The organism is Acinetobacter sp. BHS4 (assembly GCF_018454425.1).
Classification (GTDB): Bacteria; Pseudomonadota; Gammaproteobacteria; order Pseudomonadales; family Moraxellaceae; genus Acinetobacter; species Acinetobacter pittii.
Map to the genome: position 1 here is coordinate 1,818,488 of NZ_CP075323.1, position 21,640 is coordinate 1,840,127.

Consider the following 21,640-nt stretch of genomic DNA (forward strand, 5'->3'; position numbering starts at 1 on the left):
GTAGAAATTTTAAAGAAATATTATTTCTTAAATCAAACTTGTTTTAATAGATAATAATGTAGATATAAAATATAAGCTCATTATAAATTGAGAAAAGAATGAATTACTTAGTGCCCGATTTGAGTAAAGATATATTTCCGTCAAAAGAAGCAGCAGGAATTTCTTTAGGAATGGATTTTGATGAGTTCCGAAATTTGGCACTATTTCGAGATGTGGGAATGGAGGAATACGAATCTGCTCAAGAGAAAAATATTTGGTTAGTTCTTCATAGATATGAATTATTGCCGTGGCAGGAGCGGATTAACGAAATTTATTGTTCATGGGAAAGTAGTGTTACGTTAACATTTGATGGAAATTCAAAGAAATTAATACGAATTTTTCTTGGTGAAGGATATAAGGGAAAACTATTAGGTCTTTTAGGGATAGGTGATCGCTTAGATTTAGTTGCAGATGATTTTAATTTCTACTTTTCATGTGATGCGCACTATTTAGAATATAAACAAGATAATGATATGTTTGGTGAAATCATTCCAGCAGAAATATCAACAAATTATAGGACTGCTTATTCAGAAGAATATTCGGACCAAATTATTGAAGGGATTATGATATATACAAATTCTCATTAATTAAATGTTTAAGATGCATTAGATGAGTAGATTAAAAAATGTATCTCATTTATTGCTTAATTTTCATATTCAAAGTCTTTTCCAAAAATGAATCACTTTTAGTTTTCCACACATTAGCAGGCACAGGATGTTTGGCATCTTGTATAAGTTCTAAGGTGTTTGGAATACCTTTACTATCAAGTAATTGATGTAGCTGACTACTTTGCTTTGGGTCAACAATAGGGTCTTTGGCGCTAACCAATATAAGAGTAGGTGGATATTGAGACGAAATCGGTAATGATGATCTAGCAGCAGACACCGTTTCTATATTCTTTTCAGTAGCAATCGATTCATTTATCTCATTCATAACATTTGACGGTAGTGTTTTAGTGTTAGAACTCCACTCGGCATACATACCTTTAAAGTCATAAAATCCAGATACCAAAATCAAAACGTTTATCTTGCCTGAGTTAGCTACAACATTTGCTATGGAAGCACCACAACTTATTCCAACCACTGCAACTTTGTTTGGGTCAACATGCGGCTGTGATCGAGCAAAATTAATGGCTTGTACAAGATTATTTTGTGAGGCTTTACCACAAAAATCTGATTTTCCAGATGATTCACCATATCCACTCATAGATACAGCAACACTGAAAAAATTCTTTTTACTATATTCATTTAACAAGCCTGAGCGTATAAAGGCTTTAGCACCTTGTTTGTCTTTCTGAATGCCGTGTAAAAAGATAATTGCTGGATACTTTTTATTGGCTAAGAGGTCTGGTTCTTGCCAATAAATCTCAGTTGTTTGATTATCTGCTGTTAAAAGTTGATGCTGTGCTTGCTTGGTATGAATATAAGGAAGAATAGATACACGGAAAAAGGCATAGAAGCCAACAACTAAAATCAAAGGAAGAATGTAGCAAAGGGCTATATTCTTTTTCTTATTAGGAAGCATGAGAACTCTTGTGGTTATTTATGATTGCGAGTGATTTTCTATCTGTTGAAAATTAAAATCAATATATAAATTTATTAATTGTTTTTGCTAAATTGAATTCCCTCCGAATGCGGAAAGGCTTCGATAGATTTTTGATTTACGTCGAAAATAAGATCTTAAATTTGTCATGAGGACACCTGTAAATTAACAGGGAATGTCGCCTATGGATTGCTATTTAAGAAGTAAGGATTGGGCAGCTATATTTTTTAGGTATTTCGGTACTCTAGATATAGTAAGTTTATTAATGGCTAACAATAAATCTTGATCAATGCTATTGAAGCCATATGTGTGACAAATATTCGTACAAAGATAGTTGAATAATTGAGCCGTAACTTCAGCATCTGCTTCTGCACGATGAGCTGTGCCATTAAACTTAATATTGAATAAGTCTGCCATTGCCCCAAGTCGATAACTGGGTTGATGAGGCAAAATACGGCGAGCAAGTTTCAAAGAACAAATGAGTCCATTGTGTGATGGACTTAACTCCTGTCGAATACTTTCTGCTTTTAGGAATTTCTCATCAAATCCTGCATTGTGAGCAAGTAAAGGATCTGTTCCAATAAAGTCCAATAGAGAAGGAATGACTTCTTCCACTAAAGGAGCATGATTAACCATATCTTGAGTAATACCAGTCAACTGTGTGATGTAGTATGGAACCTTTACACCACACTTTATTAATGAAACAAAACGTTCTGTGATTTCACCTTCTACAATACGTAACGCCGCGACTTCTGTAATACGATCACCAGCCTCAGGGCTGACTCCTGTAGTCTCGAAATCAAGTACAATGATTGGCGAAACATTCATAAAACGCTTTCTCTATTAGAAATTAGGTATTAAGAGCACAACACTTTTCATCATAATAGCTTTAAGTCAAAGATAGCACTAAGTTAACTTATCTAAATATTGAAACTATATTAGTAAGTGATATGTTTAGTTGTTAGGTTATGCCGAGCACAGTCCATTTACACGGGCTTATAAAGAGTGGTCGGGTAAAACGCCACAACAAGCCCGCGAGGAAATGAATAACTGAGGGTAGAACCTCTTAAAATGAGATGTGCGTATGTTTTGAGTGTTTATTCATCATTTAACGCACATTCAAAATTACTTGGGTTTTCTTTACATCTTACTTTTTTCAAAAAATTCATCATTTTAGGGTCGTAAATGCCTGCCTTAGTTAGCTGTATACGTGCCTCGCGCATCATTTTCATATAATTTACTTGTTCATTTTTAGGAATATCCATCCAATATTTTGAAGGAATATCACTTTCATATTTGGCAATAATGCCAAAGGTTCTATTGAGTTGGCTGGCTACCCAAGTTCGAGACTTTTGCCCAAAACCTGCTGGGAACTGGTCTTTACGAATAATGAAGTTTGCTGAAATTTGAGTTAAAGGAAAACGAACAATTGCTCCTTTCTCACCTAAACCTTTGTGTAGTTCAAAAGGTTTAAATGCCACAATAGGAGTGGGCACAATATCAATTTCATGGTTATTAAACTTCGCACCGGCATTGGTAACATCTACAGATACAGCCTGACCACCAACATGTTGCACAAGCTTTGGTTGGGCTTCGTCATATTTAAATACCCCAATTTTTTTACCGGCAGCTTTGGCGAGTGTATTTATACTTCTATCATTTACAAATAAATAGGCAGGACCTATTGTGCCTAAACCTGCAATTTCGTAAGGACCTACAACCATATTTTTTGCGGCTATTGGTGAGGACAACAGCTTATAGGCATTAATTGCCGTTTTCATATTTGTTAATGCGCCAACCGCATCTAAAGATCCTGTGTATTTATTAAACTGACGGCCACGTAAACCGCTAATAATAGCGCCATCACATTTTCCAACTTTTAAATCTTCAGCCGCAACGCGTTCATCAACATAGGCTTTTAAAGATAGATCAGCTCCCCAATTTTTGGCTTCAAGTGCATAGTCTTTGGCTAAAATTTAAAGAGAAAAAGTCAAAAGATAGCTTTGAGTTGGATTTTATTTTTTTGTGATTTAGCTATTGTTTAGATAATTTGAGATCTACCAGTGAGCTAAATTTAAAGAACAGCTACATACACGTACTATATCAGTTTTTTAAAGCATGTAAAGAAGGTTTTAAAAATATTTATATAAATTTCAATATGATACAAAATATTCTATGTATTGAAATTTAGCCTAAGCAAATTAACAACTTTAGGAACCAAAAGGCGATCTAGCAAAAGAAATTTTTACGGTAGCTAGTAACCAGAATACAGATCGTCAATTTAGAATATAGTGAATCGCTCAGCTCGCTAGGGCAAATTAAAAATGTAATTACACTTTGTAGAAGGCTGCCTAGAGAATTAATCTGGCTAAAATTAGAAATAGGGTTTAATACATAAGCATCCAATAGAACCAGCTTAGGCGTTTAGTAATTTGCTAGAACAACACATACAGTTAACCAAGCTAAGTATTCATCACAGCACAGTAAAGAATTAGTAGTGAAGCAACAACATAGAGAAGCGAAGCCTTATATATGGTAGGTTTCCAAATCTTCTATTTAACATAATATACATTATGCGAACAGTTATATAATTCATTATTAAGTCCTTGATTCTGTTGCCGTATGTTTAACTGTACTTGTTATCACATAAAGTTAAGCTATTGAATTTTATAAGACTAAAAGTAACAAGTTGAGTTAAACATACGCAAATCGCTGCTCTTTCGGTTGTAGGGATTGCGAATGCTCAAGCTGCTGATGGTACAATTACAATTAATGGTTTAGTTACAGATAAAACTTGTGACATCGTTACCCCTGCTGGTAAAGACTTCACAGTTACTCTTCCAACTGTTTCTAAACAAACTTTAGCTGTTGCTGGTGATGTTGCTGGTCGTACTCCTTTCCAAATTAAATTAGCTAACTGTTCTGAAGGTAAAGTAGCTACTTACTTCGAACCAGGTGCTAACGTTGACTTTAATACTGGTCGTTTACTTAACAAAGACGCTACTGGTGCTAAAAACGTTAATGTTCAACTTTTAGGTAGCAACAACAACTTCATCCCAGTTCTTGCTGCTGGTGCAAACGGTGCTCAAGCTAACTCTCAATGGGTTGACGTAGCTGCAGCTGGTAGCGCAGACCTTAACTACTATGCTGAATACTATGCAACTGGCGCTTCTACTGCTGGTAAAGTAAATACTTCTGTTCAATACACAATTATCTATCAATAATTAATTGATGGTGGGGTTTCTGTGTTCGCATAGAAGCCCTTGTTTTGTGGCGCTTTCCCGAATCTTTCTTGGTTGTGAATTCTGAAATGAAATTGAACAGTTATAATTTTTTGTTAGGTCTGGCATTTGCTTCAGCAGTTGTTGCACCTGCTACTCAAGCAGAAATTGTAATTCATGGTACTCGTGTGATTTATCCTTCGGATGCTCGCGAAGTTACACTACAAGTTAGTAATAACGGTTCAAAACCAGCACTTGTCCAAGCATGGCTTGATGAAGGCGACTCAAAAAGCACACCGGATCAATCAAAAGTTCCTTTTATGATTGCTCCTCCTATTTCTCGTGTTGAAGCAACAAAAAGTCAGACGCTTCGTATTACTGCTTTGCCAACGGCTTCTCAGCTAAATCAAAAGCAAGAAACAGTTTTGTGGTTGAATGTTTTGGATATTCCTCCAAGACCAACATCAAAAGGCGAAAATGCGACTCCTGATAATTTTCTGCAATTAGCAATTCGTTCACGAATTAAATTCTTCTATCGCCCAGCTTCAATTAAAGAAGATGCGAATTTAGCGGCTGATAAGCTTCAATGGGTTAAATCTGGTCAAAATTTAAAGGTAAAAAATCCAACACCTTTTCATATCACAATGACTTCTGTTTATCAGAAGGTTGGTGATAAAAAAGTTGATTTATTACCTCAAGGTTTAATGATTAAACCTTTTTCTGAAGAGTCTGTTCAGCTTAAGAATGGCAATCTTCAAGATATGAGTTTTATGAATGTCAATGACTACGGTGGTCGAGTCGAACACCAAATAAAACTTCAGTAATCAGATTTATCTTTTTAATAAATTTAAGCACCTATTATGTGAGTAGGCGGACTTAGTTATGCCAAAAAAAAGGCAAGAATCTTATAAATTATTAAAACGCCATATTTGTTATTACTTGGCTTCTGGTGTTGTCACAATGACAATGCCTGTATTCGTGCATGCTGAAGAAACAGCCGCGAGTGCACCAGTGGAAGCTGAATTTGATTCTGCTTTTTTAATTGGTGATGCACAAAAAGTTGATATTTCTCGGTTTAAATATGGTAATCCTGTTTTACCAGGCGAATATAACGTTGACGTTTATGTAAATGGCCAATGGTTTGGCAAACGTCGCATGTTTTTTAAAGCATTAGATCCAAATAAAAATGCTGTAACGTGTTTTACTGGAAATAATCTTCTTGAATATGGTGTAAAACAAGAAGTTCTATCGCAGCACACTACCCTTCAAAAAGAAAATACTAGTTGTTATAAAATTGAAGAATGGGTTGAAAATGCATTTTATGAGTTTGATACCTCTCGTTTACGTGTAGATATTTCTATTCCGCAAGTTGCTTTGCAAAAAAATGCGCAAGGCTATGTCGATCCAAGTGTATGGGATCGTGGTATTAATGCTGGATTTTTATCTTATAACGGTAGTGCATATAAGACTTTTAATCAATCTGGCGATATACGCGAAACTTCAAATGCGTTTATGGGAGTGACTGCTGGGCTAAATTTAGCTGGATGGCAATTACGTCATAATGGCCAGTGGCAATGGCAAGACACCCCTGCTGAAAACCAATCTAAATCAAGTTATGAAGAAACGAGTACATATTTACAAAGAGCTTTCCCTAAATATCGCGGTGTCTTAACACTAGGTGATAGTTTTACAAATGGCGAAATATTTGATTCATATGGTTATCGCGGTATTGATTTCTCAAGTGATGATCGAATGTTGCCAAATAGTATGGTGGGTTATGCTCCACGTATTCGTGGTAATGCTAAAACTAATGCAAAAGTTGAAGTTCGGCAACAAGGCCAACTTATCTATCAAACAACAGTAGCACCAGGTAACTTTGAAATTAATGACCTTTACCCTACTGGTTTTGGTGGAGAAATTGAAGTTTCTGTTATCGAAGCGAATGGGGAAATACAAAAGTTTGCTGTGCCTTACGCATCTGTTGTGCAGATGCTGCGCCCTGGTATGAACCGTTATGCTTTAACTATAGGTCAGTTCCGTGATTCAGATATTGATATTGACCCTTGGGTTGTTCAAGGTAAATATCAGCAAGGTATTAACAACTACCTAACAGGCTATACAGGCATACAAGCAACGGAAAATTATGCCGCTATACTGTTGGGTGCCGCTTTTGCTACACCAATTGGTGCCGTGGCGTTAGATATTACCCACTCTGAAGCTGAATTTGAAAAACAGTCTTCACAGTCAGGACAAAGTTTCCGTTTAAGCTATAGCAAGTTAATTACTCCAACCAACACAAACTTAACACTAGCAGCTTATCGTTACTCAACAGAAAACTTCTATAAATTACGTGATGCTCTACAGATTCGTGATTTTGAAGAAAAAGGTATTAATACGTACTCTGCTGGTCGTCAACGTAGTGAATTCCAAATTACCTTAAACCAAGGATTGCCTGAAGGTTGGGGTAACTTCTACATAGTAGGTTCATGGGTTGATTATTGGAACCGTAGTGAGAGTACTAAACAATATCAGGTTGGTTACAGTAATAACTTCCATGGTTTAACTTATGGTTTATCTGCAATTAACCGTAAAGTTGAATATGGCTCAACCAATCAAACACACGATACTGAATATTTAATGACATTATCGTTCCCGATTGATTTCAAAAAGAATTCAGTCAACGTTAACGTTACTGCTTCTGAAGACAGTCGTACTGTTGGTGCAAGTGGTATGGTTGGAGATCGCTTTAGTTACGGCGCTTCAATGTCACATCAGGACTATTCAAATCCATCATTTAACGTAAATGGACGTTATCGTACCAACTATACAACTGTTGGTGGATCTTATAGTGTGGCTGATTCTTACCAACAAGCGATGGTTAGCTTAACTGGTAGTGTAGTTGCACATTCAGAAGGTGTTTTATTTGGACCTGAACAAGGCCAAACGATGGTACTTGTGCATGCACCAGAAGCCGCTGGAGCAAAAGTTAATAATGCTGTTGGTTTAAGCGTAAATAAGGCGGGTTATGCAGTAGTTCCTTATGTTACTCCGTACCGTCTTAATGACATTACCCTTGACCCACAAGAAATGTCGAGCCAAGTAGAGCTTGAAGAAACTAGTCAACGTATTGCGCCTTTTGCTGGTGCAATTGCTAAAGTAGATTTTGCAACCAAAACAGGTTATGCAGTTTACATTAATAGTAAAACTGCTGATGGCAACAGTTTACCGTTTGCTGCTCAAGTCTTTAATCAGAAAGATGAAGCTGTCGGTATTGTTGCTCAAGGTAGTATGATTTACTTACGTACCCCACTTGCTCAAGATCGTCTCTATGTGAAATGGGGTGATGAAAGCAATGAACGTTGCTCGGTTGAGTACAACATCAGTAATCAGTTGCAAAATAAGCAACAAAGCATGGTAATGACTGAGGCTATCTGCAAATGAAAAGAATATTATTAACGAGTGCTCTATTTACGGCTGGCCTTGGTGTATATGGTGAGGCTAATGCTTCGTGTATTATAACTAGATATGAACCAAATGATGTACTTATGAGTGTGGGGCGTGTAGTTGTAAGACCCACTGATCCCGTGGGTACAATATTAAGAAAAGCGACTTTTCCTATTAGTGATAAAGGTACTCTAGCGGAATATTGTGACAGTTATGATAGGGCGATTGCTGAATTAACTCAAGCTTATCCTTTAAGCTCTTTAGGAAATAGCATTTATACCACTAATATTCCTGGCATTGGTATTCGCCTATATCGTGAAGCCGAAAATAATTCCAATTTTTCTGGTTATTATCCTTATGTACGTGGTGGAATATCCGGTAGGCGTTATTTAGCATCGGGTTATTTTGTTGTAGAAATTATTAAAATTGCCCCACAAACAGGTTCGGGAACTTTGGTGCCAGGCAGATATAGTAGTTATTATATCCGTGGCTATCCAGATAAACCTTTCTTAACAAGTACTGTCAATGCTAATGCAATTACCATTGCTTCTTCTTCATGTGAAATTCAAGGTAACATCAATAAAGTTGTACAGCTTCCAACAGTAACAAAAGCAGGCTTTAAAGGTGTTGGCTCAACTCAAGGTGAACAAATCTTTGATATGAACCTCTTATGTAATGGTGGTACAAGTCCAGCAGGTTATGAACAGAAAAACACTATTAGTTTAAGTTATGACTTTACCCAAGATGGCACAAATAGCCAGGTATTGGCAAATACGGCTGCCACTTCTGAAAAAGCAAATGGTGTTGGTGTGCAGTTACTTTGGAATTATCAAAATAAAAATCAAGTCATCAAAAAAGGCGATAAATTAGCTTTAGGTTCGTTGTCTTCTAATCAGATACTTCAATATAACGTACCGATGACTGCCCGCTACTATCAAACCGCAGCAAATGTGACAGCTGGTAAAGTGCGTGCAATGGCTACTGTAACTATTGAATATGATTAATCATATTCAATAGTTTTTAAACCTAATAATTTTAAATATTTAAATATTAATAATAAATTTTACTTTATCACTACTTTCTAAAAACTTAATACTTAACTCGATAGGAATATTTTATGAAGAAAATAGGCATAGTTGCTGCTAGCGCAATTACATTATGTTGGGCTATGTATGAGGTATACCCTGATAGTACCAATACAGCACTGGGTAAAGAAACTAGTCCAAAAGTAGCATCTCAAAACAATTCATCAACTACAAAGAATGAAAAATTAGCTTCTCAAATGCTTTTGGCCCAAACTACCTCCCTTAATTCTTCTACCCCAGTCTGTAAATATAATTTTGATGCGACTCAAGAAGATTTTGATGTATTGAATGCTCAGGACCCAGATCGACCACCTATGAAAATATTTCCATTAATAAATGGTCAGAAATTTGGTTTTAAAGTGGAGCCTGTCACAGAAGATAATTATGGTTATCTTGATTATAATGCAAAAAGTAAAGCAAAAATGAATTCAACCAGTTATGAGGGGGATTTTTTATTACCCAATAAAGGTGTTATTGCTTTTGAGATGGAGCTTAAAGTCCCTACTCTTTCTTCAAGTAGCTCCTCTTATTCAACCGGTATTAGTTTTAATGGTATTACAGATAATAACTATACGATTAGATCATCTTATCATTTTGATATTGGTGTCCATGATTTTGAGTTTGGTGAAAATCCCCCTAGTTTGTATCATAGTTTATCATCGGAAGTAGGGGATTATAAACTTATTGATCATTACTTTAAAAACAAAAAAATGACAGATAATACAAATGAATATCAACGCTTAGGTGTTTACATTAATCAGGATACGAACCAAGTCGGGTTTATTTCCAATGGTGTTGATGAGGGATATCAATTTAAATTACCTGGTGCACTACAGAAAATAGCTTTCTCAATGAATGGAAATATAAATATTCTTTCAACCAATTTATTTGGACAAGAGTTATCGAACGAACTCATTACTGACCGTAATGCGCTACAGTTCAACTACCCTCAGGGTACAACTGACATGTGTGGTAATGCCATTTAAGATATAAAACTATAAGTGGTAAAAAAGGGCTGAATCACAGCCCTTCTTTATTTCATTTAGAAATGAATGACAGTACGAATTGATTTACCTTCATGCATTAAATCAAAAGCAGTATTAATATCTTGTAAAGGCATGGTATGTGTTACAAAAGGCTCAAGTTGAATCTCACCTTTCATAGCATCTTCGACCATTTTAGGAAGTTGTGTACGACCTTTTACTCCACCAAACGCAGTACCTAACCATTTACGGCCCGTCACTAGCTGGAATGGGCGTGTTGAAATTTCTTGACCTGCACCAGCAACACCAATAATAACGGATTGTCCCCAACCACGATGTGCACACTCTAGAGCCGAGCGCATAACATTAACGTTACCAATACATTCAAATGAATGATCTACGCCCCAGCCTGTCATTTCTACAATCACTTGCTGAATAGGTTGATCATAATCTTTTGGATTTAAAAAATCTGTAGCACCAAATTGCTTAGCGAGTTCAAATTTATCAGGGTTGGTGTCTACAACAATGATGCGCCCTGCTTTCGCTTGACGTGCACCTTGTACAACAGCCAAACCAATACCGCCCAGACCAAATACAGCAACAGAATCGCCTTCTTGTACTTTGGCTGTATTATGCACGGCGCCAATACCAGTAGTCACCCCACATCCAAGTAAACAAACTTGTTCGTGATTCGCTTCAGGATTGATTTTAGCCAAAGAGACTTCTGCAACTACCGTATATTCACTAAAGGTTGAACAACCCATGTAGTGGTAAATCGGTTCGCCGTTATATGAAAAACGTGTGGTTCCATCTGGCATTACACCTTTACCTTGAGTAGCACGTACCGCAACACATAAGTTGGTTTTTCCAGATTTACAGAATAAACACTCTTTACATTCAGCCGTATAAAGTGGAATCACATGGTCACCAGGTTTAACGCTTGTTACGCCCTCACCCACTTCAACCACAACACCTGCGCCTTCATGACCTAAGATGGCAGGAAAAACACCTTCTGGGTCATCTCCAGATAATGTAAAAGCATCGGTATGACATACCCCTGTATGGGTAATTTTTATTAAAACCTCACCTGCTTGAGGTGGTGCAACATCAACTTCAACAATTTCTAAAGGTTTTCCTGGGGCAAAGGCGACAGCTGCACGAGATTTCATCTTTGGGTTTCCTTTAAATCATTCGGTATTTATAGTCGAGCAAAATAGATTATATATTGATAATACAAGAGCTTAATTTTGCTTAAATTAAAATTGGCTTTCATGACAATCCATCACAGCATAGCCAGTCAAATACATCTAAGCAAGCCTACATTTAAAAAAGAAGAAAACCTCTTACTTTAAGAGGTTTCTTATCAAATCATTAGCTTATAAGCAGCTTGTTTTTACTTAGAGGTAAATATCTGGTGGATATGGTGTGTTATCACTAATTGGTGAGTAAAGCGTATTTTCAACAAAGAAGCCATTTGGGGCTTGAGTAGTATCGATCGTAATTGAATCATACATAACTTGTGGATATGCCCAGATAAATTGCTTCATTAACCCTAAAGAAACATTGTTTTTCATGTCACCAAAAATTCGTTGCCAAATGGGTGTTCGATATGGCTTGGTTTTATCAAAACCATAGATATAAGCAATAGAGGCATCGGGAACAAAACCAGATAAATAAATGACTTTATTGGCAGGATAGCCTAACCCTTGTATAGGTATTTGGGAAACTGCCTGATGTGCCAAGTCTAAGCGAGCTTCTAGCAACCAGTCATAAGCTTCTGTCATCATGTAATCAAAATTAGGATATGAGTAGTGTTGGCTTGGATAGTTAATATAAGTGGCTAAAGTCTGAATTGGAGATTGAATGGAAGGAAAGAAAATGAGCGGGCTAACTTTGGCACTGGAATATTTTGCTTTGATCACGGTACGAATATTTTGACAGGTTTGACCTAATTTATTTCTAAGCCATGTTTTAAACTCATCATATGGCGTTCCTGTTTTATTCATTGCCTCATAAATAGTACCTAAATCTGGTGCATATAATCCTGTATCTGCATTAAAAGCCAATTTTGTTGGGTAGTCATACACACAAGGTAGATTGGTGTCAGTGTTATACCACCACCAAGGTTCACCAATCTGCATATTTACATCGCATCCACCCACTACCATTGTATCTGCAAACTCAATAAAGACTTTATGTAGATATGCCAAAGCATTCTGATGACTTAAACTAAAAAAATAGCTCGGTGGTTGGTAGCCTGTTTTACCTAAATTACTGTTCCAGTCACGCTGTGCCCAATATTCATTGGCCCCCAAGGAATACATTTCAAAGCTGACCCCAAAGATGGGTTGCAAACTGGCGTTATGTAAAGCCTGGGCATATTTCTCATGCCATTTACGGGTACAGGAATTTACGACCGCCTCGCCTGTCACCAACGTATCAGGTATCTGCCATTTATTAATATCGCTTTTCCATGTCATTTCCGGATAATGCGACATTCCACAATAGTGGTTAACGAAACCCTGGTATCCCAAAGCGACCATATTGTTGACTAGGCGCTGCGGGTTTAAGTCATAATGGTCATCATAGCTGGTGCAGATGCCATAATTGTGCTGTGGCACAACTACACGGCTCAAATTTAACTTTGCATTTGTTCCAGTTACAACGGAGTTAGTGAGGCGAATGTAGCCATCTTTTGGTTGACTTAAAGGTATAGCGGTTTGACCATTATAGTCACTGGTAAAGCCAGAAAATGAGATTCGCTGAATATTGGTTACCGGAAAGCTATCTGTAGCAGAGAAGCCTGATTTTACTGTATCCCAATTAATACGAATATGCGCCGTTCGCGAGGAAGGATTATTTGCGTAATTAAATAGAACAATATATGCAATTTTATTTACGCCATTTTCATTGTAGTACACCGTTAAAGTGGGCGTTAAACTTGGATTGTTAAGCACTGGCATCGTGGCAGATAGCTCAATATCGAAGTCCCAAACCACCCCTGCATAGCTATATTTGGTTTGATACGCTAAAAATTTATGATCTTTAGTGTCATAAGAATCCCAAGTAATTCCTACCAAATCATTTGTCATACGTGATCTAAAAGATGCTTCAAAACCATTTCCATAGTTCGTAATGGCGAAAGACATCGTTTGCGGGCCGTCTATTCTCCAATAAATAGGGTTAAACCGATCAATAAGTGTATTCTGAGTGATTGGGCGAGGTGATGTATTAGTATTATTTTGTACATTTTGTGAGTTAGTTATCATGTCTACATTCTCTTAATGTATTAAGAAGTTTTATATTAAATAATAATTCCTATTTTATTGTTCAGATAAGTAACAATGACGTTTAAATTATTTACAGTTTATATTTATATTCAAGTTCAAAATAAAATTAAACATGAAATCTTATTATTATTCTAAAATATTTTTACACTGAGGAGTTAATAAATGGAAACTTTTATACAGCCTATAAATTTTAAGGGTTTGTTTTTATTTACTCCTCTTGTATTTGCATTATCAGGTTGTAAAGAAACTGTATATTCCAACACAACGTCAACTGCAAAGAGCTTTTCGGAAAGTAACTCTTATCCAGAGATCGACCCAGTATTAGGAGAAAAGTTACAGCCTAACGAAGAGTTACTCGCTCAAAACATAGCTCAAGTCATTGAAAAGTCAATTCGAGAACAGTATACGGTTGGAAATGCTTTACGTGATGCACACCCTAAGACGCATGGTTGTGTTCGTGCCGATTTTCATGTCTCAAAAAATATACCTGCCCAGTTTGCTAAAGGAATGTTTATTCCAGATCGAAGTTATCAAGCATGGATTCGATTTTCTAATGCTTCAAATGATGCCTCTAATGCCGACATTAAAAAAGATGCACGTGGCATAGCAATAAAAATTTTAGGTGTGTCTGGACAGAAAATTTTAGAAAGTGAAAAGCAAGCAACTACTCAAGATTTTATTATGATTAATCATCCAGTCTTTTTTGCGAATGATGCTAAACGATATCTTTCTTTTATGAATGACGTGAATAGCCATAATATGGTCAGAAAACTTCACATTCCATTTGCGTTAGGTTTTAAGGGAACAATGAATGCTCTTGGAGCACGTAATTCACAAATTGCAAATCCATTATACGTACGTTATTGGTCTATGGTTCCCTATCAGTTAGGGCTTGGCAATGATCGACAAGCAGTTAAATATTCAGTACGTGCTTGTTCAATGCAGCCAAACAATCTACCTAAGAATCCTAGTCATGATTTTTTAAGAGAAGCTTTAAAGAAAACTTTGCAAAGCACAGATGCTTGTATGGAATTTCTTATTCAACCACGAACTTCAAATCAAATGTTGGTAGAAGACTCAATGACAGAATGGGATGAAAAAGCAGCTCCTTTCTATCAAGTAGCAACTATTCATATTCCCAAGCAGAACTTTGACACACCCGAGCAAAATAAGTTTTGTGAGAATTTGTCTTTTACACCGTGGCATGCCCTACCTGAGCATAAACCATTAGGCGCAGTAAACCGAATGCGTAAAGTCATTTATGAAAACATCAGCAGAGTTCGACATGATATGAATTCAGCTCTTAGACAAGAACCTTAAATACTTTAGCCATTGTAGTTTGGTGTAAAAATTTTTCTAAAGATGAGAGTGTGCAATTGTTTCTTTTAAGGGAGATTTTTGCTTGTATCGATAGTGATTCGATCAATAAAATCTGCCAACCATAAAATGAAGTCATCTTCGCTTTTATGCTTTGGAATCAAACTCATATCTAGCTTAATAGGGAGTTCATTTTTTACACTAATAACAACACCTTCGAAGTTCACAAAGTTATATAAAAACTTTAGTTCAGTGCCTGCAATAGCTTTTTTTATTTCTAAAATAAGATTATTTAAATTTCTAAAATGATTGTTTGAATAAGAACTTTTAATATTTTTATTAATTTTTTCTGCTAATAGTAAGTATTTTGGCATTTCTATCTCCTTATTAATTATTTTTAAAATATAAGTATAAGTTAAAAGCTATAAAAATAAGTTTTTAATTTTTATTAAATTGTTTCTGTATTTTTAATTTTAATTGATAAGTTATGTGCAATATAACTGTTTTATAGATTTAAAATGTGATTTGTTTGGGATTTTATTCTGATTAAATTGGTAGGTATTCTTTAATCTTACTTAAGGGTAATTAATTAAGTTTTATATTAAATAGGCTCAATATTTAAAATTTTGAGCCTATTTAATTTTTAATATTCACTTAAGACTGAAAGTAAAAAGTTACATCTTAAGTCAATTTTGGGAAACTCTTGATTTTATGAATTTTCCCACATTTTCTGCATTCTTTAATTTCGTCATGAGTAATATCAAAGTCATATTCCCAGACATGAATACAGAAAACCTGTCTAAGGTTGTGGAGCATAGACACCTCCTTATAAAAAACCAACTCAGTAGTAAGTTCTTTATGAATGCACTTCGCTTATTTTGATGAGTTTTCTTCTTTAGCTTTATCCTCCTTGTGTTTACAGCAGTAACCGAAAACAGCACCAGCACTAAAGAAAAACATAGCCTTGAACATACTTATCTCCAAACGATAGTTAAGTAAATTTAAAGTTAACATTGAAGGTTGTATCTGTTTTTAGGCCAATGAGACAGATTCTGTGCGTTATGCAAACTTTTGTGAAAAGTTATAACAATATATTTTTATGAATAAGGTGGATAAAATTAAAAAACCGCCCCAGTAGGCGGTTGCTGAATTTACAGCGAGATATAGAAGTGTAGTGGACGATCACTTCTATATTTTTTATGTACTTATTTTTCTTGGCTTATAATTTTATTAAAGGCATCTGATTTGAAATAATTAATAATCATCTCTCCATCATCTCGAGTCGAAGTAGTAGTAGATACTTTGGATAGTTCATCATAATTAAATGTAAAATCTGGAGGAATAAATTTTGAGATTGGTGGAAGCTTTGCCTCACCTCCTGTTGTAATTCTTTCAATAAAACCCGCGAGCCAAAGTATATATTCGTCTTTATTTTTATATTTAGGCATAAGGCTCATGTCTAACTTAATGGCACATTCCTCTAAGGGCTTGGTTAGGCATTCCTCAAAATCTATAAAATTGTATTTAAGTTTAAATTTGGTGCCTTTAATTTCATTACGAATTACACCAACTAATTGATTTAAGTTTTCTGCCGAGCTTTCTGAAAATAAATTTTTGTCCTCAATCTTTTTATATACATTCTCAGCGATGATTAAATATTGTGGCATCTCTATTTTCTCCCTTTTATTATTAAGCTACTCACTCAGCCCTTTAAGGAAGTATGATAGATATCATGTTTTCTAATGTAATTGTTGTACTGCTAATTGTAATTAGTGTGTTTTTGTGAAACCTGCAAGCATAACCATCCGAAAAAATTAAATTTAATGCAAACTAAGTCTCATTTTTAAAAAATTCTTTGGTCAAACAATATGTTTAGTTCATTCAGAGTTGGAAGTTCATCGTAAGATTCATCTGCATCTACTGTGTTTACCCAATTCGACTTTGAAACGATACAAAAATTAAGCTTTTTTAGCACAACAATATCTTTGTCTAATAAACCTAATGGAATCCACATAAAATCAGTAGTGCCTACTAAGTTAGGTACTGGTGATCCACATTGACTACAAAATGAAGATGTGAAGCCTGTTTCTTTTTTATAGGTGCGGACAAGTTCTAAACCTGATAACCATTCAAATTTATCCTTATTTACTAATGTTGCTGCATTTGCCCCCGTTCCAGTTTGTTTGCGGCAGAGACTACAGTGGCAATGATAGACCGTGTTTATTTCGTTAGTAACTGAAAATTTGACTTCATTGCATAGACAAGAACCCACGTGACTCATCTCAAGCATCCTTAAAAAATAATATTGAATATAGCATTAGGCATAAAAACGTTAAATTTTACTTTATATTTTTTTAATGGATATGTTTTCTAAGAAGTGCAAATAAATATAAGGAATTGCTAGCGCTGAGGCTTGGCAGAATGTATTTATAACGTTTAATATGAATTTTGACATATAAATTGAATATAAAAATGCTGAGATGTGTTTATCTTGGATGCGACTTTAAAAGCTTACATGATTAATCAAATCTATCAGCAGTATAGTAGTATGGCATTAAATGCTTGGGGCTTTACACATACAACTTCGTATAACGGTACATACGACCCTGATGAGAATGATATAGTGACGAATAGCTTTAATTGGTTGAATGATGAGCAAGCTACAAATAAAACAGAACAAGGACTGACTGCTTTTGTGGCATTAGATGATGCCTTTATCAGTATCGCTTCTCGTATGTATCTGATTAGAAATGCAAAAGAAAAAATCGATTTACAATATTATATTTGGACAAATGATTTTGTTGGAAACTTAATGCTGCACGAGTTACTAACGGCGGCAGATCGTGGTGTAAAAGTTCGGTTACTTATTGATGATCAAAATGGAGTAAAGCTGGATGGAGTTCTTAGAAGCCTTCTCCACCATCCCAATTTTGAAATTCGACTATTCAATCCCTACAAGTTTAGATATTTAAGAATTTTAGACTATATTTTTCGGTTCAAAAAAGTAAACCATCGCATGCATAATAAGTTAATTATTGCAGATGGCGTGATTGCGGTAACAGGCGGTCGAAATATTAGTAGTGAGTATTTTGATGCAAGTAGTAAATTTCAGTTTACAGATCTAGATATTTTATTTTATGGACATACCGTACAACATGCACAGTCTGTCTTTAATGATTTTTGGCAAAGTGATTTAAGTCAAAATGCTACTGAGCTGGTGGGAACATGTGCTGTTCACCATTTGCAAACACTAAGGCAGCACTACCATGATTTAATTCATGAAAGTGAAAATCATACTCAAACTGAAGATAAGCTTTACGATGCTCAAAGCTATTTAAAAGAACTTTTAGAGCACTATCCAATCCAGTGGTCAAAAGCATATTTTGTTGCTGATTCACCTAAAAAAATCTTAGGACTGGCCGCTAAAGAAGAAATGCTTTATGGGCAAGTCCTAAAGATTATGGGTGAACCAAAGCAGCATATCGAATTAGCTTCTGCTTATTTTGTTCCTACCCAACAAGGCACTTACTATTTAAAACAACTCAAGGTACAAGGTGTTAAAGTCAGGGTTTTAACCAACTCATTTGCTGCAAATGACGTAGCAATTGTGCATGCCTTTTATAGTCAATATCGAGTTGAGATGCTCAAAAGTGGTGTAGAACTATTTGAGTTTAAGCCCTTTTTAGAACGCAGACGCAGAACTTGGTATGAAGTGGTGACTGGAAGTGTGATCCCTGCTAAAGGTAAAAATAAATCGAGCTTACATGCCAAGTTTTTTGATGTAGACGGTAAAGTATTTATTGGTTCGTTTAACTTTGATCCTCGTTCGACTTACTTAAATACTGAGGTCGGTCTGGTTATTGAGTCGAGTCAATTACAAGCGCAAATTTCGGTCATGCTCGATCAGCACTTACCTCAAGTTGCTTACCAGCTTAAGTTAAATAGTGAAGGCAAAATTGTTTGGTTAGATTATCAGTCGGATGGAAAGATTGTTGAATATGAAAAAGACCCAGATACGAGCCTTTTCCAACGTACCATGATTAAAGCTGTTTCATATTTACCAGTTGAATGGATGATGTAACAGCACTTCAAGTTTACTTATAAAATGCCTATCTCTTTAAAGAATTTTTGATAAGCCTCTGCTTTCTTCTCTAGCGCTAATGGATATGCTCTAGAAGAAGATGGTAGACGATATAAATTAATATTTCGTCCAGCAAAGTAAGTCGGGGTAGACATTCCTATAAGCGGTTTTTCGGTGTGCTCTGGTAAAACTGAAATTAAAGTATCAGTCGCTTTATCGCCTGTGGTCATAATGGTTTGACATAGAGGAATCTGCTGAAGTAAAACTGCAAGATCTGTTGGTGTTACTATTTCAAGAAATTTATCTGCGGCATTCCCTTTCAACCGCTTAATTTGATAAGCGGTATCAAAGATTGCAATACCAGTTTCAATCAAGAAGTTTCGAATACGTTCTTCATTAAAATTTTTTTGGCTCTCACTTAAAAAGTAAGTTTTGTCTTGGAAAAAAATCAAACCGAAAATACGCCACATATCATTTTGGAAATTGGGATAGTAAAAATCCATCTTCCATTTATTACGTGGCGGTGGAAAACTACCTAACATTAATAAACGGGCATTTTCAGGTAAAAATGGCTCAAGTGGATGGGTTTCTATCTCAATTATCATAAAAAATCAGTATTTACTTAAAAATTTTATATACAAATTAACTTATTTTTTAGTTAATCACGAGTCATGAAATGCAATTTCTCTTGATTAAAGCGTTAAAGGTTGTACAAAAGCGATCATTATTGAGGAATGCTTATTCTAAAAATACTATGTGAATGTTGATTTAAATAATCGACTTGACCTTTATGGGCAATGACAAGGGCTTGTACAACCGAAAGACCTAACCCAGTGCCGCCTAACTCTTTATTTCTTGATTGTTCTAACCTGAAAAAAGGGTTAAATAGATCTTTGCGATGCTCAGCTGAAATGCCAGGTCCTTCATCTTCTATTTCAAGAATCCAGCTAGTTTGTTCTTGTCTGGTTGAAACAATTAACTTTCCTGGATTTGCATAACGTGTAGCATTATCCAGTAAAGCAATTAAAATCTGTTCAATTCGCCGTTGATCACACTCAACTTTTGGCGCTTCAATATCGAAAATGACTTTAAGCTGAGCTTTTTCTAATTTTTCTTCAAACATGTGCACGACTTTATGAGCAGTTTCATTAAAACAAATCGTTTCGAGGTTAAGTCTAAGCTGTTGGTTTTCAAAAAGACTCAATGTACGTAAATCTTCGACTAGGTTTGAAAGACCTTCTACTTGATTTAGTAAATTTTTAAATAAAATGGGGTCAGCTTCAAAAACACCATCAATAATCCCCTGCAACCTACCTTGCAAAATGGTGACTGGCGTTCTTAACTCATGTGCAATTGCGGCATTCCAGACATGAGCATTTTCAACTGAGGTCTCTAGTTTTTGAGCCATATCATTAAAATTATCCATAAGCTCACCAATTTCAGAAGAATGATGCGTCGGTTTTTCAACTCGTGCACTTAAATCCCCATGACTAATTTTCTTGGCTGCATCTGCTAATAGATTAATAGGCACAATAAAGCGTTGAGCAAGCTTGATGCCTAAAATAATTGATAATGCTGTGCCAAACAAAAGCACGGCGAATAACCATATACCATCTAGATAGTGGAAAAACTCATCACTTTCTTTCAGCTTTTCGAGAGATATAAGCCCTACTTCAATTGCAACATAGTAGGTGCCATAACCTAAAATTAGCGAACTCAGCGTAACACTTAGGCTGGTAAAGCTCAGTGCAATAATCAGTTGTTTACTAATGCCTGTTTTATTTTTCATGTGGATGATCCAACCTGTAGCCTACACCACGAACATTGATGAGCGTATTTCGTAAACCTAGATCTTCTATTTTCTTTCGTAGCTTACTGACATGACTATCGACCGTACGTTCTAATGCATTTCGATCTGGTAGACACTGATTCATGAGCTCTGAACGAGTAAAGACTTTATGAGGATGCGGTAACATCAGTAATAAAATTTTGTACTCAGTTAGAGTTAAATTGAGTGTTTGTTTTTGATCGCCCGAATGGATGTAAGCAGTATGAATTTCGGTATTCACCTCAATATTTTTATAAATCAGATTTCGGTTAGGAGTTTGCTGGTTTTGTTGAGTACGTCTTAAAACTGCTTGTACACGTGCGACCACTTCATTTGGGTTAAAGGGTTTTACGACAAAGTCGTCTGCTCCAATTCTTAAAGCCATGACTTTATCAATTTCTTGATCTAAAGCCGTAAGCATAATGACTGGTGTCGCTGCTTTTTGCCGAATTTTATTCAGTACTTCCCACCCGCTCAGTTCCGGCATTTTTATATCGAGAATTACCAGATCAATAGGCTGCGCTGCGTGTATTTCAATTGCCTGCTTACCATTCATGGCCCGTACAACACGCATACCTTCACGCTTAAGATAATGTTCAATAATATCGCCAATATCATATTCATCTTCTACAACAAGAATAAGCTTATCCTGACAATTAAACGTTAAGGTTGACTCGAACATAGCAATAAAACGCGGGAAAAATTTGATTTATCATACGCGTATTTTTTGATAGATCTCCACACTTTTTCCACATATTCGTGATTTTGGTTACACACACATCAAAAATAATGCCAGCATCTAGAAGTCCA

The 21,640-nt window shown here is 35.7% G+C and carries 18 protein-coding genes and 2 pseudogenes; 9 read left to right on the forward strand and 11 right to left on the reverse strand.

Features of this window, described 5'->3' with window-relative positions; translation table 11 throughout:
• Window positions 1-98: 98 nt before the first annotated feature.
• A complete protein-coding gene (locus KIP84_RS08660) occupies window positions 99-626 on the forward strand; it encodes a hypothetical protein (RefSeq protein ID WP_213689749.1) in 528 nt (175 codons plus the stop codon).
• Window positions 627-675: 49 nt separating this feature from the next.
• Here KIP84_RS08660 and KIP84_RS08665 read toward each other — a convergent pair whose 3' ends face one another.
• Window positions 676-1,563, reverse strand: a complete 888-nt coding sequence (locus KIP84_RS08665) for a prolyl oligopeptidase family serine peptidase (RefSeq protein WP_213689750.1) — start codon at window positions 1,561-1,563, stop codon at window positions 676-678.
• Between the two features lie 210 nt (window positions 1,564-1,773).
• A complete protein-coding gene (locus tag KIP84_RS08670; protein ID WP_213689751.1) occupies window positions 1,774-2,409 on the reverse strand; it encodes a 3'-5' exonuclease in 636 nt (211 codons plus the stop codon).
• Between the two features lie 130 nt (window positions 2,410-2,539).
• On the opposite strand from KIP84_RS08670, the pseudogene KIP84_RS18800 reads away from it, so the two are divergent.
• A pseudogene (locus tag KIP84_RS18800) lies at window positions 2,540-2,635 on the forward strand (hypothetical protein); the annotation flags it as partial.
• A 43-nt stretch (window positions 2,636-2,678) separates the two neighbouring features.
• Here KIP84_RS18800 and adeT1 read toward each other — a convergent pair.
• Window positions 2,679-3,554: pseudogene (adeT1, locus tag KIP84_RS08675) on the reverse strand (putative multidrug efflux protein AdeT1); the annotation flags it as partial.
• A gap of 735 nt (window positions 3,555-4,289) precedes the next feature.
• Here adeT1 and KIP84_RS08680 point away from each other — a divergent pair.
• From KIP84_RS08680 to KIP84_RS08700, 5 genes are all read left to right on the forward strand, one after another.
• Window positions 4,290-4,805, forward strand: coding sequence for a fimbrial protein (locus KIP84_RS08680; RefSeq protein ID WP_213689832.1), 516 nt, complete (start codon window positions 4,290-4,292; stop codon window positions 4,803-4,805).
• Between the two features lie 86 nt (window positions 4,806-4,891).
• Window positions 4,892-5,626: a fimbria/pilus periplasmic chaperone gene (locus KIP84_RS08685; protein ID WP_000774083.1), complete on the forward strand. Its 735-nt coding sequence runs from the start codon at window positions 4,892-4,894 to the stop codon at window positions 5,624-5,626.
• 58 nt (window positions 5,627-5,684) lie between these two features.
• A complete protein-coding gene (locus KIP84_RS08690; RefSeq protein WP_213689752.1) occupies window positions 5,685-8,243 on the forward strand; it encodes a fimbria/pilus outer membrane usher protein in 2,559 nt (852 codons plus the stop codon).
• A complete protein-coding gene (locus KIP84_RS08695; RefSeq protein ID WP_213689753.1) occupies window positions 8,240-9,250 on the forward strand; it encodes a fimbrial protein in 1,011 nt (336 codons plus the stop codon). The genes KIP84_RS08690 and KIP84_RS08695 overlap by 4 nt, the downstream gene beginning before the upstream one ends.
• Window positions 9,251-9,363: 113 nt before the next feature.
• A complete protein-coding gene (locus KIP84_RS08700) occupies window positions 9,364-10,317 on the forward strand; it encodes a DUF4882 family protein (protein WP_213689754.1) in 954 nt (317 codons plus the stop codon).
• 56 nt (window positions 10,318-10,373) lie between these two features.
• On the opposite strand, the gene KIP84_RS08705 is transcribed toward KIP84_RS08700, so the two are convergent.
• Window positions 10,374-11,483 (reverse strand): S-(hydroxymethyl)glutathione dehydrogenase/class III alcohol dehydrogenase, encoded by a 1,110-nt coding sequence (locus KIP84_RS08705; protein ID WP_125507624.1) that lies wholly within the window; start codon window positions 11,481-11,483, stop codon window positions 10,374-10,376.
• Window positions 11,484-11,711: 228 nt separating this feature from the next.
• A complete protein-coding gene (locus tag KIP84_RS08710; protein WP_213689755.1) occupies window positions 11,712-13,583 on the reverse strand; it encodes a phage capsid protein in 1,872 nt (623 codons plus the stop codon).
• A gap of 183 nt (window positions 13,584-13,766) precedes the next feature.
• Here KIP84_RS08710 and KIP84_RS08715 point away from each other — a divergent pair, with 183 nt between their 5' ends.
• The gene (locus KIP84_RS08715) at window positions 13,767-14,924 is read left to right on the forward strand and encodes a catalase family protein (protein WP_213689756.1); all 1,158 of its coding nucleotides are present in this window, start codon (window positions 13,767-13,769) and stop codon (window positions 14,922-14,924) included.
• A gap of 65 nt (window positions 14,925-14,989) precedes the next feature.
• On the opposite strand, the gene KIP84_RS08720 is transcribed toward KIP84_RS08715, so the two are convergent.
• The 3 genes from KIP84_RS08720 to KIP84_RS08730 all read right to left on the reverse strand — a co-directional run bounded on the left by KIP84_RS08720 (window position 14,990) and on the right by KIP84_RS08730 (window position 17,211).
• Complete coding sequence (locus tag KIP84_RS08720; protein ID WP_017386953.1) at window positions 14,990-15,295, reverse strand: hypothetical protein; 306 nt, start codon at window positions 15,293-15,295, stop codon at window positions 14,990-14,992.
• An 831-nt stretch (window positions 15,296-16,126) separates the two neighbouring features.
• The gene (locus KIP84_RS08725) at window positions 16,127-16,588 is read right to left on the reverse strand and encodes a hypothetical protein (RefSeq protein ID WP_213689757.1); all 462 of its coding nucleotides are present in this window, start codon (window positions 16,586-16,588) and stop codon (window positions 16,127-16,129) included.
• 176 nt (window positions 16,589-16,764) lie between these two features.
• Entirely contained in the window at window positions 16,765-17,211 is a 447-nt protein-coding gene (locus KIP84_RS08730; RefSeq protein WP_104074533.1) for a GFA family protein, read from the reverse strand.
• A gap of 201 nt (window positions 17,212-17,412) precedes the next feature.
• Here KIP84_RS08730 and KIP84_RS08735 point away from each other — a divergent pair, with 201 nt between their 5' ends.
• Entirely contained in the window at window positions 17,413-19,002 is a 1,590-nt protein-coding gene (locus KIP84_RS08735; RefSeq protein WP_213689758.1) for a phospholipase D family protein, read from the forward strand.
• 17 nt (window positions 19,003-19,019) lie between these two features.
• Here the strand turns inward: KIP84_RS08735 and KIP84_RS08740 are convergent, their stop codons facing one another.
• From KIP84_RS08740 to adeR, 3 genes are all read right to left on the reverse strand, one after another.
• A complete protein-coding gene (locus KIP84_RS08740) occupies window positions 19,020-19,607 on the reverse strand; it encodes a uracil-DNA glycosylase family protein (protein ID WP_206242561.1) in 588 nt (195 codons plus the stop codon).
• A gap of 119 nt (window positions 19,608-19,726) precedes the next feature.
• Window positions 19,727-20,791: a two-component sensor histidine kinase AdeS gene (gene adeS / locus KIP84_RS08745; protein WP_213689759.1), complete on the reverse strand. Its 1,065-nt coding sequence runs from the start codon at window positions 20,789-20,791 to the stop codon at window positions 19,727-19,729.
• On the reverse strand, window positions 20,781-21,512 hold the full coding sequence (gene adeR / locus KIP84_RS08750) for an efflux system response regulator transcription factor AdeR (RefSeq protein WP_213689760.1): 732 nt from the start codon (window positions 21,510-21,512) through the stop codon (window positions 20,781-20,783). Before adeR ends, adeS begins: the two co-directional genes overlap by 11 nt.
• Window positions 21,513-21,640: the final 128 nt, after the last annotated feature.